Below are 16,842 nucleotides of genomic sequence, written 5' to 3'. Positions count from 1 at the left end.
TCATATCGATGAGATTTCCGTCCGTTTTGCTGTAGAAGATTGAACAGACGAAGTAACACCTTTGATAGCTCTTGGGTGTTTTTCTGTATAGTTTGGAATAGAAGAAGAAAATAGTCTTTAATCATATATATGGCTTTATACTCACTAAGCTCTCGTTTTTTCTTCATGAGGAGCAATTGGCGCATTTGAAACATGATAGAAGAGCAGAGTAGAATGGCAATCAATTGACCATATAAATGGCACTCTAATCGTTCTGGTTTTATCTTTTTACAATGATGAATTTGAAAGAATGACTTCCACGTTTTAAATAAAATTTCGATTTGCCAACGCAAAGAATACCAGTCATGTACCTGTCCCATCGGGACAATATCTGTAGGGGTGTTTGTCATATATACATTGATACCGCTGAGTCGTTTACTACGAGGAGAATACTTCATTCCTTTCTTTTTTTCTCTTACAGCTTGATCTTGTAATCGTTTTTGTTGCTGTTGTTTTGTTAACCGATGAACAATTACACGAGCTGGCAATTTATCAATCATTCCTACATAAGCATCAGCCATTTCACATGTTTGTCCTGGTTGAAGGGATTTCATTAAAGTCTCCATATCTATCTGTATATACTCTGTACCTTTCTTAATTCTTCCATCTTGAAAATAATCAGGGTTAGGATTTTTTTGATACATACGTGTATTCGACTTGATACGAGAGATATAGTAGGCCTCTTTATCTTGTATATGTTGAAGGTCTTTTAAATGAAAATAACCTAAATCTCGGATACATAAATCATTCGCTGTCACAGTTGGGGCACACAGAGAGCCGTAAGTGCGATCATGTTGTTTACCTGGACCTGTATGAATATGTAGGAACTGTCCACTTAACAAATCATATTCAAGTTGAATTTTTATCCCAGCCGTATGGCTGCATCCTCCTGCACCTGGATAAACCGATGAAAATACATCCGGGAGTTGAAATGCAGTTGAATCTAAAATACGAATACGCTTGAAGACAGAAGTGTATGGAGAAGAAATCGGCATAGATGCGGCCAATTTTTTCCTTAGTAGTTCGGCTAGTAGGTGTTGTAAAAGTTGGACGGCCGCCTTATTAAACCGTTGATTCAGTCCCTCAGGACTGATGAGTACTTCTGTTGATGCTTCTAAACAGCTAGATAACTGAGTTAAAGAAGTCATAGCTACATTTTGGCTCAACCATACACATAAAGCTACTAAATCTTTTGCTTGGTACTTACTGGTTCGTTGTACAAAGCCAACATCTCTAGCAAGATCCCGTAAGGTATTTGGAGATAAAAAACTTTGAATCTCTTGAGCAAATAGTTGTAATTCGTCAGACACAGAAACAGACATAAAAAACGCCATCCTTTCCTATGATTCTACAGAAAGAATAGCGCATTTTTTCATTTTAGGGGCATTTCTTTTTATTAGCTTGATAGCGATGTGGCGCTACCCCTTGTAAACAAAAAGAATAAGCTAGAGTTGATCTAACTTGTTTGTATAAATCACATCAGCGTAAGTAATACTCTCTTAGATACAAAAAAATTAATTACAAAAGGAATTTAAAAAAGATGCAACGTCCAGTACGTATAATGAAATTAGTGACCTAGAATTTGAAAGTTATTATAAAAAGTTGGAATCTGTACTACAGGAAAAAGTTATATTTAAAGTAAAATCAGTAGGTTCTTTTCCTGAGGAAGATAGGGTGGAAGTAGAATTAAAAGTGAAACCATTATTATTAAGTGAATTGCAGCCAAAATTAAATAAAGAAAACGAAAGATTGCTAAGAGAAAATCCATCTGCAATCATATAAACTTTTTATCTATTAAAAAACTTTGCAACAGAACTCTCTGAATCATCTTTTCCACTTAACTTAGTGCCTAGTTTAGTGTATCATCTCCAATTGCTGCATAATTTTTCTGTCTAACTTTTCGGGTTTAGTTCATTATATTTTCTATTTTGTCTTTATATACAACATGTTCTTTCCCATCTACAACTGCTACCACAGCAAATTCATCTTTTGGATTGAATGAAAGCCAGTCAGCCCACATATTTGTATTTGGTCCTCCACTCCACATATCATGAACAGTGTTTTTAGTTAAATTCATAACTTTATAAGACGCATTTGGTGCATTTGTTCCAGTCTTTATTTCAAATGTATATGCGTTATGAATTTGTTTATAAAAGTAGGAAACGTTTGATGGACGAAGCTGATTTATAAAATCCTGTTCTTTTTTCTCTGCAATTTTTATCCCTTCTTGTAATGTGACAACATCTGTTCTTAATGTTTTCCAACTGTCTTTCGCTGCATTCAAGTTAGGGATTAAGAATTTATATCTATTTTGATCCACTTTTTGATCAGCTTTATCAATATGTCCCAGTACGCCCGTATATTGAGAGTCTAAATCATCCCATTGCGTGGACATATAAGTAAGAGCAGTAATAGCATTATCAATCGCACTATGCATATCACTAATATTATGAAACGCAACTCCAACCACACGATTTAATGTTATTTTGTAATCTACATTCTGACGTAATTTTGCTAATTCCGGCTCTAGCCAGCCTAATTTACCTCTTGCATCACCTATCATTATACCACCAGCAATCAATGTAGGAAGAAAGGGGATTTTCACCATGTCCAATCCCTTAGATTCTATATCTTTTTGATAGTTTACTTGCCCTAAAAGGTCCTCTAGTCGCTTTTGATCATCCTCCACCGCAGCTCCTTGGCTTTTTAAAATCGACTGCAAGAGATCTTTATTACTTCCAAATGCTCTAACATCTTGTCCAATATTTTCATTTAAATTAGTTAATTCTTCTATTAATGCTTTTGCAGACTTTTGATTTTGTTGAATTTCCCCCCGTAAATCTGTAATCCCTTTTTTTAAAGTATCTCCATTCCCAGTATTGATCGCCTCTACTAATATTTCATAATGATTTTCAAATTTTTTATCGTATTCAATAATGCCTGTCAATGTATCTAAAAGCTGTTTTTTTACTTGCGTATTCCATGTAACTGCATGTGCTCTTGCATTCTTTTGATCTTGTACAATTTTACTAGGTAAATCTTCATAGCCATTAATAGTAATTCCTTCAAAACTCACATCAGGATTATTGATTAACAAATAAGAATATTCATTCATAGATTTCAAAAATAAAACAGCATCTTGCAAAGATTTTTTCATCTGTTCTTCATTTGCTGAAAGAGACATATCTCCATTGTTAGTTTGTTCAATTTCACTTGCAAAAGCTGCTACTGGTGTGACTGCATAAGTAGTTGTCATAGTTAAAAACGTTGATACAGCGAGTATTTTGTAAGGAATTCTTTTCATCATTTCATATTCCTCCTATATAGGGTTTGATTTCAATTTCTATTCTTCTTTAAAAGCGATGTCTTTCGAAATGAGTTCTACATCTTTAATGAGTATCATTCTAACTTTCTTTAGCAGCCTTTAAATCATCAAGTATTAAAGAGAATCTATGTTGTTACATAGATTCGATATTATCAAGCAAATCTTTATAATCTGTCCCCAATTAATCGGTTCTGTTGCAAAGTTTTAAAAAACAAGTAAAACTGCACGGTTATTTGGATGAAACTTATATATATGTGAAAGGCGAAGTCTTTAATGAGACTCCGCCTTTCTGTTATATAAGGATTTATTAATTGTCGGATTACTGTTTAACAGTGTAATCATAGACTCTCTATATTTTGGGTCACTTTGCAACAGAGTTAATATTTCCCTATTTTTGTGGAGTAACAGGTTCCACTTTTAATTCTTTTATCCCTTCTTTTAATGTGACAGCATCTGTTCGTAATGTTTTCCAACTGTCTTTAGCTGCATTCAAGTTAGGTTTTAAGAATTTAAATTTATTTTGATCCGCTTTTTGAGCTGCATTTTCAATATGCCCCAGTACTCCCGAATATTGAGAATCTAAATCATGCCATTGCGTGGACATATATGTAAGAGCATTAATAGCATCGTCAAGCGCCGAATGCATCTCACTAATATTATTATACGCAACTCTAACTACACGATTTAATGTTACTTTATAATCTACTGTCTGACGTAATTCTGCTAATGTAGGCTCTAACTTGCCTAAATTATCTTGCGCTACACCAACTATGATACCACCAATCAACGGTAGGCCGAGAATAGCACCCTTCATTACATTAAATCCATCAGACTCTAATTGTTTATAATAGTTTACTGATCCTAAAACTTCATCTAGACGCTTTTGATCGGCCTCAACATCTGCACCTTGGTTTTTTAAAATCGACTGCAAGAGATCTTTATTACTTCCAAATGCTCTAACATCTTGTCCAATAGAGTCTCTTAATTTAGTTAATTCTTCTATTAATTGTTGTGCAACCTTTTGATTTTGTTGAATTTCACGTCGTAAATCTGTAATCCCTTCTTTTAAAGTATCTCCATCCCCTGTATTAATCGCATCTACCATTGGTTCGTAATAATTGTCAAATGTTGTATCGTATTCAATAATACCCGTCAATGTATCTAAAAGCTGTTTTTTTACTTTTGTATCCCATGTAACAGCATGTGCTCTTGCATTCTTTTGATCTTGTACAATTCTACCAGGTAAATCCACATATCCATTAATAGTAATTCCTTCAAAGTTAACATCTGGATTTTTAATTAACATATAAGAATAGGCATTCATAGATTTTGCAAATAACCCAGCCTTTTTCAAGCTTTCTTTCATCTTTACTTCATTTGCTGAAAGAGACATATCTCCATTGTTGGTTTGTTCAATTCCACTTGCAAAAGCTGCTACTGGTGAGACTACAGTAGTTGTTGTCAAAGTTAAAAACGTCGATACAGCGAGTAGTTTGTAAGGGATTTTTTTGATCATTTCATATTCCTCCTATATAGTCTTTGATTTTTAGTTCTATTCTTGTTTAAAAGCGATGTCTTTCGAAATGAATTCTGCATCTTTATGAATATCATTCCAACTTTGTTTAGCAGCCTTTAAATCATCAGGTATTAAAGAGAGTTTATGTTCTTGCATTTGGTCGATATTATCATATAAATCTTTATAATTGGCCCCCATTGTATTCCATTGCTTTTGAATATTTGTTAGAGACATTATCGCTTGATCCACTGTCTGATATAGATATGTCAAAGTATCTTTTGTGCTAGTAAGCGAAATAACTGCTTGGTTAGCAAGATCGGCTTTCATACTTAATTGTCCGATTTTGTTAGAAATTTCGTTATAAGAGTTCATATGATTAGATGCTGTGACACCAGCTGCTGTTCCTAAACCGATACCAGCTGCCCCGAGAGCCGTAAGGCCACCGACAACAACCGGTGTTGCTGTACCGCCAGTCACAACAATTACTACCGCTCCTCCAATGGCTGCAATAACTAAAATTGCTGCTCCCAATCCACCACCAATTGACCATGCTAATACATTGTCAAAATGTTCTCTCTGAGTAGCACTTAGTTTCTCAATTTCAGCCTGAAGTTGTGGAATCAGTGCTTGTTTTCCCGCTAATATTGCGGTTAAGCCACCTTTCCCATCTGGACCACCAACATTATTTTTAAAATCTGTAGTATTTGTGTACAGTTTTGTTTTGAAGGCTTCTAGCATCTTAATTACTTCTGTAACTTCTTTTGAATTTGTATCAATTGTAGTGATTAAATCATTTATGCCCTCTTTTAGACCTGCCTTATCTTTCTTTTGTACAGTATCTACTAATGTATCGTAATAATTTTTAAATTGTTCATCGTAATTTACAATATTACGTGCTGTTTTTTGAATCTTCGGCTTTGCTGTATCTAACCAATAATTCGCATTGATTCGAGACAGTTCCTGATTAAGGTGAATATTTTTAATTAATTCTCCACCTTCTGGACCTAAATCAATATTGGATAAATTTACATTCGGTTGTTTAATCATCGTTTTTGCGTATAAATCCATTACAAGAATATGAGATCCTGTTTCAGCTAATGCCTTCTTCAGCCCTTCAGGCCCTAACTCATAATTCCCTACTTTTTGTTCTTGAGCGGTTTTTTCCTGTGCAAGTACATGAATAGTGTTACCGTTAGTGGTAGTAATAAGTGTTGCTAGAGTGGCTACAGCCAACACTTTAAATGGTCGTTTTTTCATAAATCTTCTCCTTCTCAGTTTTTTGATAGATTATTATACTCTTTATATTATTTTATTAAATTCGCAATTTTAAAACTTATTAACTTGTTCTTCAAGGTAACTTGTTGCATTTTTTAACTGTCTTAATGTATCTTTTTGAGACTGCTGATCAGTTGTATCAACATTAGTAGACAATTTTGTAATATTATTTTTAATTAGATTCATATCTTCTTTATAGCGATTTAATAGGTCAAGTTCTACATCTACTTGATTTGCAAATGTATGTAAATCATTTTGCATAATAAGAAGCATAGACTTTTGTAAATCTGCTACTGTTAGGTTCTTTGTTAAATCATAAAATTTTTGGTTTTGTTTCTCTAAATCATCTAAATGTGCTCGCTGCTCTGTTGTTAGTTTATTTACTTCAGCGAAGGCACTATAAGTTTTTTTAATTTTTTCAGGGTCAATAACCTTCGTAAGGTCATACTCTTTTGTCTTTGTAATTGCAGCTGCAGCTATTTCAGCTTGTTTGCTTTTCTCAATTGCTTCACGGGCTTCTTTTTTTGCAGCTTCAATCTCTAGAGCAGATTTTCCTTTTTCTTTCGCTTCTTTCTCTGCTTTTTTCTCTGCTTCTAAAATAGAGCTGTTGATTTCTTTTCCTTTGTTATACGCTGCCACCGCTGTTTGAGCAGCCGGTTCAATGATATCTTTTGAAAGACTATAAATTTCTTGGAATATCTTAAATCCTTGTTCATTTAAAGCCCCTGGTAACAGTGCTATTTGTTGTAAATCACTTTGAATTGATTTTTGGGTATTTAGCAATTCATTTTTTAGCTGGTCTATTTTCCCTGTTCCCTCTGAACTTAGTACACCCTGTGCTTTTGTCACGTCACTATCGAGATCTTTAAGCTTTTTATTAATCTGTAATTTAAGATCTGTTAATTCATTAATCTGACGTTGTACACTTTCTTGGTTTATCGTAGCTTTATCTTGAAGAACTTCAATTCTATCCAAGAACCCTTCTTTATCTTCTTTATTGTCTACAAACTGTTTTAATATTGGATAATAGCTATTGAATTGGTTTACAAATCCTTTACTTTTTGAATTTAATAGAATTAATTTTGGATAAAGTTCTGATGACCATTCGTTCATATCTTGTTTGATCAGGGATTGGTTCGTATTTAAAGATGGAACTTCCTCTAGCTGTACATTAGGACTCATTAAAGCTTTATCTATATATGTTTGGATTAATTTAGATTGTGCACCTAATTTTCGTAATGATGAGGAAATATCCATATTTTCCTGTTGCGTTTCTGCCTGGACGATTGGCGTTGCGAGAGTATTTATAGGAATATTCGTCCCACTAACAATGGATGTTATTAAAAACCCTGTAAGTATTTTATTTTTCATTCAGTACACCTCTTCACTATTGTCTTTTTACAATTTTATTCATACAACTTGAACGACCTAGCGCTAGGCTCACTCCTTGCACACAATTGAGTCAGGAGTATTTTTTCGGATAGAATGATAAATTCTATTTATCATTTACTTCTTATATAATGTAAGGACCTTACTTCCCCCTCATTTAAACACTCTGTTTTTCATAAGTAAACAGTAAAATTCCGTCATTAACATTTGAAAATTCAGATATTTTTTTGTATACATAAAAAAATATTATATTTAAAAAAGTTAAATACTATTAATTATTTCATTAAGTGAAGTAATTATATCAGTGTAATTAAACCTAAAATATAGTGATTTTCATTTATTTATATTAATTTTTTGATATTAAATTTTTTTAATATAATTTAATAGTACTTCGGCTATCAATTTCCTTTATTTGTAAAATGTAAAATTACATATTTCTCTACACAAAAAAACAACAAATAAACAACAAATAAACCAACAAATAAACCAACAAATAAACTAACAAATAAACCAACAAATAACAACAGTTCTAAAAAACATATCGTTATTTGTTGGTTTTTATTATAAGATATACAACGTAATATAAAGATTTAATAAAGTGGTGGTTTAATGTCATTTCTAAAAAACAGTAAAATTGATACAAAGTTGAATACATTAATGATTACAGCGAGTATCGCATGTATTCTCTTATCCATTCAATGAAGTAAATAAACAAATAGAAGGAAAAGTTACTAATATTCATGAAAGTTCAACAGCAATGAATGACCTAACAAACGGGGTTCAATCAGTAACTGAATCAGCATTAACTGTTGCTGTAGTATCTGTTGCTACAACAGATCGTGTAAATAATGGTAGTAATTATTGGCAATAAATACATTTCCTCATTAAAAATATTTAAGCAGAAACCATTCAAATTACGCCATTATATTTTTAGTCAGAATACACTCCCTCTTCTAACATAACAGACTGAAGTCTATGTAATTTTTGTAATAATTCATCCATAGCTTGCTCCATAAATTCCCCGTATGATAGCTCTTTTGACATATAATTTAAAAAATCTTCTGTACGATATATCCCATTAAATAACGCTTCTTGTATTTGAATATCTTTTGGGATAGTTGAGTTTTCTTCACGACATAACCTAACTGAAAGTAAGTATGCAATTGGTGGCAAAACGTGATCACCAAATTCAAAGATAAAGGAAGCCTTCAAAAGAGGATTGAAATAGGAGTATGTTTCATTTTGAAATCGTATACCTTCAAAAAAAGGATGCTTATTATACTCATCTCGTATTTTCAAAAACTCTTTTATTGAGATTTCTCCATACTCCTGTACATGTTTTATTAAACTTTTTTCAAATAAATGGACGCTATATGTAGATAATACAACTTGATGAATTCTTTTCACATACTGTCTTGCGATTTCTTTCCTTATATCTCCTCCTACATCATTATTCCGTAAAATCGCTTGTACACATGTAATCTCAAAATAATATGCCAACACTTCATTTAATAACTGTGTGCTATCGTCAAAAAATGATTCATCATAACTTTTATTAAAATATGCATGCCCTAATTCATGACACAATATAAATAAACTATCTACATCGTCATGATAATTACATAAAATTCTACTTTCTTTTATACTTGGAAAATAATAAGTTTTATTCACTTCCACCTCATTATATATTTGTATGAGATTGTCTTGAAACATCCGTTCAATATAGTTTGTCCATCGATCTTGTCCATGTTTCTTCAAACTTGTTACTATTAATTCTTTCGCCTCTTCAATGGATACTGTTGTTCTTTGTTCATCATTATATGTTAAGAAATTCGCTTGAACTTCCCCAGATGAATTTGGAAACATAAGTGATAAACTTTTCATTATAAGATTATGAAATTTCTGCTGTAATTTCTCTTCAAACGTTAATAACGTTTCCTCCTTCACGCCAAATACTTCCATATAATAATTTGAACTTTCCATAGCTAAGTATCTTTTCTTACTCTTTATGAAAAACTGAAGAATTTTATTTCCTTTGTTTTTCAAAATATCATAAATATCTTTTTGAAGCTCTTCCTTCTGGCCATAATTTTGCAAACTACGCATCATTTCAAAGGCTTCAAATATAGAATATATCTCACCATCATAAGGAATTCGAATGCTGCGAATTATCTGTAAGTATCGCTCGTATTCTTCTTCATTCCCATCTAATTCCTCTATATCGTTCATGAGTGTAAGAAATTCATTATACGCCTCTTCCAGTTGTAAATGAGACAGTTGATCCATATGAATTAAAATATCAAAAGCTTGGTGCATAGATAGTATTTCAAGTTCCATTACCTTTGGCAGGTTTCGTCCTGCTGCATAATAAACATTAGAAATTTCCTTTATCTGCCTTCTTAATTTATCTGGTTCGAGTGGGATTATTGATTGTATAAATGTTTCATATTGAGGCTTAAATGTGTTATTGGTTGTAGTTTGGAAATTTATAAAATCAAAACTATACCCATCTTTTAAATGATGTTTTTCATTTGTTATATCTTCAAATAAGATACGGGTAATAATAAGTGAAACAGCCAAACTTTGAATAATTGTCCCCCTATTTTCGCAAATTACGTGATCTGTATGATAATTTTTAAAGCTATTTTCAAGTATTACATTACCATCATTGTAATTACTTACATTCAGTACTTTTACAAAATCATTATGATATCCCATTAAAAAATACTTCATGTTTTCTTTATCACAGTAATCCATAATATCTTTATGCAGCTGTAATGAGGCTTCATCAAAACTTCCAAAAATATAATTTACCCCGCTCAAGTCTACTTGTAGTAAATCATGAATTGTTTCTATTTTCATATCAAATCCTTGCGTCTTTACATAAGGATCCATTCTATTCAATTTTTCCTGAATTACATCTATTTTTTTCTTATGAATATCCTCTGTTTGAAATACTGTTTGTGCTCTAATATTTTTACTCTCCACTGTATCAAAATCGATAATAATAATTTCACCAACACCAATTTTAGATAGTGTCATACATAACGTAGCACCAATCGTACCAGCTCCAATAACAACTACTTTTAGACTTTTCATCTTCTGGACAATTGTATCCGCATATACAGTACGATCATGCACACTAAAATAGTTCGAATTTCTAAAGTTAAATAACTGTTCTTCCGTCTCCCCTTCATATCGTTGCTTATATACAAGATGGTTCTCATTTATAAATTCAATAATATCTTGTAATTCTTGATCTTCCATTCTATTCTTAATCTTCCAAGCATATATGTTTTCTAGGATATCACCTTTAGGGTTTTCTAAAACTTTTAATAACGACCACAATTTCTCAAACTCATCTACTTCGATAACTCGCTCTTCCCCATCATAATAAACAACCTCATTTTTATCAGGATACCCTCTAAAGTTCAGACTCGTTTTTAATTTCATATTCTTTCTCTCCATTCCATTGAAAAAGAAGGTGTTTACACACCTTCTTCAATTCAAAACTAGCATAATAATAAACAAACACATTGATTATCTCGTTGCGTAGCTTTTTTAATTTTCATTTTCAATTTCATGTAAATTCCCCCTTTTTCAATATATTGGTAATACAAGGAATATATTAACAATTAACCATCGTAACTTCAATCCCTTTTGTTGTATTCTGAATTTTCAGATGTTGAGAAAACGTTTTCAAATTTCTTAATTATCGTCTGTTTTTATTTTATTTCCAAACTTTATATTACTGGCACAATAGTATTTTATATTTTATCAAGTCAAATATTTCGATTTAAAAAACATCTATTTCCCTCTCAAATAATAATTAAATATGATCCTGGTGCAAAAACTCCGTGACTCTTGCAAGTAATCTCCTAGGCTTGGATTTACTGATAGTCCTATTCTAAAAAAGGTGGGTAATCATGGAAAAAGAAAATTCATTCAAGTAAAAGCATTATCCGCCTGATCTAATAACCATAGTTCTTCTGTAAGACGTATTGAAGACATAAAAATAGCCACCCTTTCATGGATACTCCGTAAAAGGGTGGCTATTTTTGTTGAAAATTCTACATAATTTTAATTTAATGGCTATGCTGATATTCTCCTATTTTTGTGGAGAAACAGTTTCCACTTTTAATTCTTTTATCGCTTATTTTAATGTGACAGCATCTGTTTTTAATATTTTCCAACTGTCTTTAGCTGCATTCAAGTTAGGTTTTAATAACTTAAATTTATTGTATAATAATTATATATTAAATGATGAAGTATGAATTAAAAACTTTATTTTTGAGGGCTGCTGCTGTTGTTCGAAACGCGACCTTCTAATTTCTTTTTTATCTTGTCAATGGAATAGTTTTGAGACATCGTATATACCTTGGCTACTTTTTTATGATTTCATTTGATGTTCTTTTCTTTGTAATATTTAAAATATCATGGGGAAGAAAATTAAAGTCAATATTTTAGAGGATTTATTGTTAATTAAAATATACTTAAATTTAGAAAGAACAGATTGATTTATAAAATCAATCTGTTCAGCTGTAAAAAAATGTTCTGGTTCAGAACTTTTTTTACTTAGCCAATAAGAGTACCTAATAAGCCTGATACTAAGTTTAATAGATTTGTAAGCATACTTTTCATCTCCCTTCCTTGAAATCTAATATAATTATATATAATTTTCCGGATTCACTCTATACTATATGCATTATTGCATATAATGTAAAATCTTAAAAAATTTAGGGTGTGTTTTGTTCTAGACAAAATATTTCTTTTAATATATAGGAGATTATTGATTCTGGCTGAAAACGATAAAATGAAAAAAGATGCCCGCAGGCATCTGAAATTTTTAACATTTATGCTTCTTTAATTTCCTCCTCATATCCAGGAAATAAGAAATTTAATATGTGGGGTGTATCTATAATGCGATAAAATGTAAAGAGAAAAAAACTACTACATAAAATAATAAATATCATTTTCTTCATGACTAATCCTCCATTTAATCTCTTCTTACAGGAAGATTTTTAAGATATTGATCGGACAAATTCAATAATTTTCTTGCTCTCATAAAATCTTCTTTTATTTCGGATTCTAATGGAACCCTCATTCCATTTAAATTTACAGCTTGTCCATCTTCAAATCTTTCACCCGGGATATAACAATACTTCTCATGTATGAAAGTGCCATCTGGGAAAAAGTATCTTTGCGGAATAATGTTGTCCTTAGTATTTAATAAATCTTGTCCAAACATAACTTGTTCCTTCGGCTGAATTCCTAATAAGTTAATAATCGTTGGGAAAATATCAATCTCACTACCTATTTCTTTTATTTCTTTCCCTTCTTTTAATTCTGGATAATGAATAATAAACGGGATACGATACGGGTCAAACTGTCCATTTTTCACATGTGATTCAGGTAAATATTTTTTTGAATTATTGGGTAAAGAATTTGTATCAATAATATGATGATCTCCGTATACGACAAATAACGATTTCTCCCATAATCCCTCACGCTTTAGTTCGTCTATAAAATAACCTAATTCTTTATCCACATAATTAACCGCTTGAATATAATCCCCAAATTCCGTTCCCTCTAACTCTTTTGGTAAAGGTAAAGGTTGTTTTTCACTTGGTATTTTAAAAGGGTGATGGCTGCTTAATGCAATAATATGAGCATAAAATTTCTTACCTTTTTCATCTATTTTCTTCAAAATTGGAAGTGTTTTTTCATATAGTACATGATCACTAGAAGCTAAATCTATCACATCTTTATTCCCAAAATATTTTTGATCATAGAACTTATCAAACCCTAGTGCTTGATATAATTGCTTTCGGTTGTAAAATTCCGAATCATTTGTATGGAATGTATTTGTTACGTAATCATATTGTTTTAATAATCTCGGTAAACTTGGGACTTCACGATTTGCAAAACGATTTGCATTTAATTCATGTTTACCTGGATAGGTTGATGTATTTACACTCCATTCTGCATCAACTGTGTTTCCTTTACCTGTTTGTTGAAAAAATGTAGAAAACGATAACGACTGTTCACGTAAATTATCTAAATTGGGAGTGATTGATTTCCCATTAATTTTTAAGCCCATTACATTTTCTTGTAGTGATTCAAGCTGAAGAATAATTAAATTTTTATCTTTTGCAACGCCTTCATATTCAGGGTTCTTCACTAATTTTTCTTTTTTTATTTCCCTAATCATTTCATTCGTTATTTGCTTATTCTCCATAGAGTAAGCTTTATTCAAAGGGAATATACTATTAAAAGGGAATGATAAATTATATGAAAAAATACCCATTTTTTCAGCTTTCTTCTTATCATTTAATATATCTTTTTTATTTAATGTGTATTCAAATGTAGAAATTATAAATATAAAGCAAAGAGAAGCAATTCCTATCGTTTTCTTTGAAAAGCGTATATCTCTATGTTCTTTATTAAGTTGAAATGCCCTATATATGATAAAAGGTAAAAGGATTATATCTCCAACATAATAAAGGTCTTTCCAACTTAAAAGAGAGGATATACTATCTGCTAATTTAGTAGTTTGATTTACTAACAATAAAGTGTGATAGGTCGGCATTACACCATAAAATCTATTATATACCACACAAGTAAGCAAGATAATTCCTACTAATATGCTTATCCCAGCGTATAAAATTATTCGTATTTTTTTCGATGCAAAACTTCTGATTAAAAAAAACAAAAATATAATATATAAAGAATCCATTAAAAAACTATTAATATTAAATTGTTCGTATAAGTCTGTATATCCAACAAACAGCTTACATAATATTATTAATAAAAGTAATAAACTCACCTTTTACTCCCCCGGTTACCAATTTTTTATGGTAGTTTTTATGTTAATTCCTCCATCTTTAACATTTTTTCCTTATCCATCACTCGATTATGAGGAGTATGAACCCATACCTTTTGCTTTCTTTTTATAAAACCTAATAATATAATTGGAACCCAAGAAAAGCCAAAAATATAAACAATAGGTGTCCAGATTACATTCTTAATCTGTTTTTCTTGTATTAGCGCAATAATCGGTAATAAATAAAAAGATAGCGCTATCATCAACCAAATCCATGGACTTAATACATATGGCATTATATACGACGGAAGTAATTCATAATATGTTAAACAAAATAATATAATGGAGTTTACTGATAACATTGTTCTCGTTGGCTGAATAAGATAAATACACATATCTAGTGCATTTATATTAAATGTTTGTAGGAAATTTTTAAGAAGTGGTACGGAGTAGCGAACCATACAGTCCATATGTCCTTGCATCCAGCGAACACGTTGTCGAAAAGATACTTTAAAATCTGTCGGTTTTTCATCAAATATTTTTGCTTCATGTGCCCACCCAACAGATTTTCCTTTTGTGAATATGTATTTAGCTGTAAACTCTAAATCTTCCGTTAAACTTTGTGTTCCCCATCCTATTTCCTTTAAGACCTGCATAGAAAAGCACATACCAGTTCCACCAAGTTGAGCTGATAATCCTAACTTTCCTCTACTAAATTGATACAATCGGTTTGTTGACCAATAAGCAATTGCATATGACTTTGAGATCCAATTATCTGTTGGATTCTTTGAATCTAAATACGCTTGAATCACTTCATATTTTTCTGCTACTAACTTATAATTTAATACTTGTAAGAAATTTCGTGACACGATGTTATCTGCATCCAGTATGACAACGGCATCATAGACTTTCTTGTTTTCTTTCTCTAAACAAAACAAATTTTGAAACATCCACTCTAGTCCATAACCCTTTCCTCGTTTTTCAGGATCCTGTCTTTCCCAGGCATTCACTCCAGCTTTCCGAACAATTTGAGCTGTTCCATCCGTGCAATTATCACAAATAACATGAATATCATATTTTTCTTTTGGATAATCCACCTTTTTTAAGTTTTGAATAATTTGTCCAATAACACTCTCTTCATTATGAGCACAAACTAATACTGCAAAACGAGTAGAATCTAACTCATTTTCCACTCGGTACATCTTTTTATTTTTTAAAAGGCCTAACAAACTAATCATTACCTGATACAACGAAAGAACCCCTTGGAATTGCGTGAAAAATATTAAAAGCGCCACTACAATAGACAAAACTACCTTCCCACAATATAATAGATAGTCCATATTGGTGAAATAAATTATCGTAAAACCTAAGAATAATACAGATAAGCCAATCCATACTCTTTTTTTATTTATGTACATGTTCAAACCTTTCCCCCTATAGAGATATCTGTATACAATTTATCCAAAACACTCTTTCATTATGAATGTAGAGAGTTAAATTTTGATATCTATGTAGGTATTTTTAGTAGTTAATGATACGTTTCAATTTATTAAGCCGCTGTTCACTAAAATATTCTGACATATTTACTTTTTATAAGCACACACTACTTCCATTAATCAATTTTGAATTTTGCTTCTTTGTAGTTTTTTAATTCGTTTTTCGGACCCTTATCTTTATACTGGGCGATTGAAATTGTGTGCTCCCCTTTTTTCAATAAATCACCTTCTAAATTTATAAAAGTTGAAAATATTTTTGTTACTTCTTCTTTTGTAACAAATTTCTGATCGACATATATATAAACCTCTTCCTTTGCTGTTAAACCTTCTAACTCTATTTGAATTTGTGCCAATTCTAATTTAGGATCCACCTTTAAAACTGGAATCCCTCCTTCTTCCTGCTGGTCATTATGTGTAATTAGTTTCAAATTAACTTTTCCTGTTTCTTTAGCCTCTTTAGGAAAAGCTACTCTTGATTCCTCTTTATTTTCTTCTTGTTGTTTTACCTCTTGTTTTGTTTTCTCTTCTTGCTTATTGGAACAACCTGCCCCCATACCTATCAATAAACAACTTATCCCCATTCTAACTACATACTTATTCATAATATTACCTCTCCCCTGTCATTTGAATCTAAATAAACAAATGCTATAATGTATACGTTATCATTAATCTGAAAAACAACGAGCGAAAAAATATACTGTTAAAGCACCTCCTATACATCCTTTTTTTATATTTAATACTATCTTGATAGTGTTAAATATAAAAAATAGTCCTCATAGAGCAATCCTGTAAGGTTTTAATGATATATTTTTCCAAATAACTAAATGCACAATCATTAGGTTATCTCGTTTTCCTCCAAACTTCAACCTTAATTTTTACAAAAATAGAAATTTAAGGTTTATAAAGTGTTCTATTTTAAGAAATCTATATACATGGAAACCTTCATTGTTATAGCCCTTACTGCCTATAAATGTTGTAT

General features: G+C 31.3%; 10 protein-coding genes and 1 pseudogene. 1 reads left to right on the top strand and 10 read right to left on the bottom strand.

The window, feature by feature from the left end:
- Positions 1 to 1,361 (bottom strand): IS4 family transposase (locus COI75_RS17005; protein WP_098448508.1); only part of this gene is annotated, 1,361 nt, incomplete at its 3' end.
- 211 nt (positions 1,362 to 1,572) lie between these two features.
- Here COI75_RS17005 and COI75_RS17000 point away from each other — a divergent pair.
- Positions 1,573 to 1,821: pseudogene (locus COI75_RS17000) on the top strand (DUF5105 domain-containing protein); the annotation flags it as partial.
- Positions 1,822 to 1,945: 124 nt separating this feature from the next.
- Here COI75_RS17000 and hblB read toward each other — a convergent pair.
- The 9 genes from hblB to COI75_RS16950 all read right to left on the bottom strand — a co-directional run bounded on the left by hblB (position 1,946) and on the right by COI75_RS16950 (position 16,465).
- Positions 1,946 to 3,346: a hemolysin BL regulatory component HblB gene (gene hblB, locus COI75_RS16995; protein WP_098448507.1), complete on the bottom strand. Its 1,401-nt coding sequence runs from the start codon at positions 3,344 to 3,346 to the stop codon at positions 1,946 to 1,948.
- A 406-nt stretch (positions 3,347 to 3,752) separates the two neighbouring features.
- Complete coding sequence (gene hblA, locus COI75_RS16990; protein ID WP_098448506.1) at positions 3,753 to 4,880, bottom strand: hemolysin BL binding component B; 1,128 nt, start codon at positions 4,878 to 4,880, stop codon at positions 3,753 to 3,755.
- Positions 4,881 to 4,916: 36 nt separating this feature from the next.
- The gene (gene hblD, locus COI75_RS16985) at positions 4,917 to 6,137 is read right to left on the bottom strand and encodes a hemolysin BL lytic component L1 (RefSeq protein WP_098448505.1); all 1,221 of its coding nucleotides are present in this window, start codon (positions 6,135 to 6,137) and stop codon (positions 4,917 to 4,919) included.
- 69 nt (positions 6,138 to 6,206) lie between these two features.
- Positions 6,207 to 7,526: a hemolysin BL lytic component L2 gene (gene hblC, locus COI75_RS16980; RefSeq protein ID WP_098448504.1), complete on the bottom strand. Its 1,320-nt coding sequence runs from the start codon at positions 7,524 to 7,526 to the stop codon at positions 6,207 to 6,209.
- A 948-nt stretch (positions 7,527 to 8,474) separates the two neighbouring features.
- Positions 8,475 to 10,997 carry a ThiF family adenylyltransferase gene (locus tag COI75_RS16970; protein WP_098448503.1) on the bottom strand — a complete coding sequence of 841 codons (2,523 nt, stop codon included), beginning with the start codon at positions 10,995 to 10,997 and terminating at the stop codon, positions 8,475 to 8,477.
- A gap of 1,400 nt (positions 10,998 to 12,397) precedes the next feature.
- Entirely contained in the window at positions 12,398 to 12,526 is a 129-nt protein-coding gene (locus tag COI75_RS27360) for a hypothetical protein (RefSeq protein WP_000738191.1), read from the bottom strand.
- Positions 12,527 to 12,540: 14 nt separating this feature from the next.
- Positions 12,541 to 13,782: an LTA synthase family protein gene (locus COI75_RS16960; protein WP_255265687.1), complete on the bottom strand. Its 1,242-nt coding sequence runs from the start codon at positions 13,780 to 13,782 to the stop codon at positions 12,541 to 12,543.
- A gap of 626 nt (positions 13,783 to 14,408) precedes the next feature.
- The gene (locus COI75_RS16955) at positions 14,409 to 15,785 is read right to left on the bottom strand and encodes a glycosyltransferase family 2 protein (protein WP_098448500.1); all 1,377 of its coding nucleotides are present in this window, start codon (positions 15,783 to 15,785) and stop codon (positions 14,409 to 14,411) included.
- A gap of 194 nt (positions 15,786 to 15,979) precedes the next feature.
- Positions 15,980 to 16,465 carry a hypothetical protein gene (locus tag COI75_RS16950; RefSeq protein ID WP_098448499.1) on the bottom strand — a complete coding sequence of 162 codons (486 nt, stop codon included), beginning with the start codon at positions 16,463 to 16,465 and terminating at the stop codon, positions 15,980 to 15,982.
- Positions 16,466 to 16,842 lie beyond the last annotated feature (377 nt).

Origin of the sequence: Bacillus cereus, from assembly GCF_002564555.1 — a bacterium.
GTDB classification, from domain to species: Bacteria; Bacillota; Bacilli; order Bacillales; family Bacillaceae_G; genus Bacillus_A; species Bacillus_A cereus_K.
The sequence above is the reverse complement of the archived record's forward strand: the minus strand, read 5'-3'. Positions and strand labels throughout refer to the sequence as shown.

What these genes read in the sequence shown, in the direction of transcription:
- hblB (WP_098448507.1), bottom strand. Translation starts at nt 3,346, where the DNA reads ATGATGAAAAGAATTCCTTACAAAATACTCGCTGTATCAACGTTTTTA.
- hblA (WP_098448506.1), bottom strand. Translation starts at nt 4,880, where the DNA reads ATGATCAAAAAAATCCCTTACAAACTACTCGCTGTATCGACGTTTTTA.
- hblD (WP_098448505.1), bottom strand. Translation starts at nt 6,137, where the DNA reads ATGAAAAAACGACCATTTAAAGTGTTGGCTGTAGCCACTCTAGCAACA.
- hblC (WP_098448504.1), bottom strand. Translation starts at nt 7,526, where the DNA reads ATGAAAAATAAAATACTTACAGGGTTTTTAATAACATCCATTGTTAGT.
- COI75_RS16970 (WP_098448503.1), bottom strand. Translation starts at nt 10,997, where the DNA reads ATGAAATTAAAAACGAGTCTGAACTTTAGAGGGTATCCTGATAAAAAT.
- COI75_RS27360 (WP_000738191.1), bottom strand. Translation starts at nt 12,526, where the DNA reads ATGAAGAAAATGATATTTATTATTTTATGTAGTAGTTTTTTTCTCTTT.
- COI75_RS16960 (WP_255265687.1), bottom strand. Translation starts at nt 13,782, where the DNA reads ATGGAGAATAAGCAAATAACGAATGAAATGATTAGGGAAATAAAAAAA.
- COI75_RS16955 (WP_098448500.1), bottom strand. Translation starts at nt 15,785, where the DNA reads ATGTACATAAATAAAAAAAGAGTATGGATTGGCTTATCTGTATTATTC.
- COI75_RS16950 (WP_098448499.1), bottom strand. Translation starts at nt 16,465, where the DNA reads ATGAATAAGTATGTAGTTAGAATGGGGATAAGTTGTTTATTGATAGGT.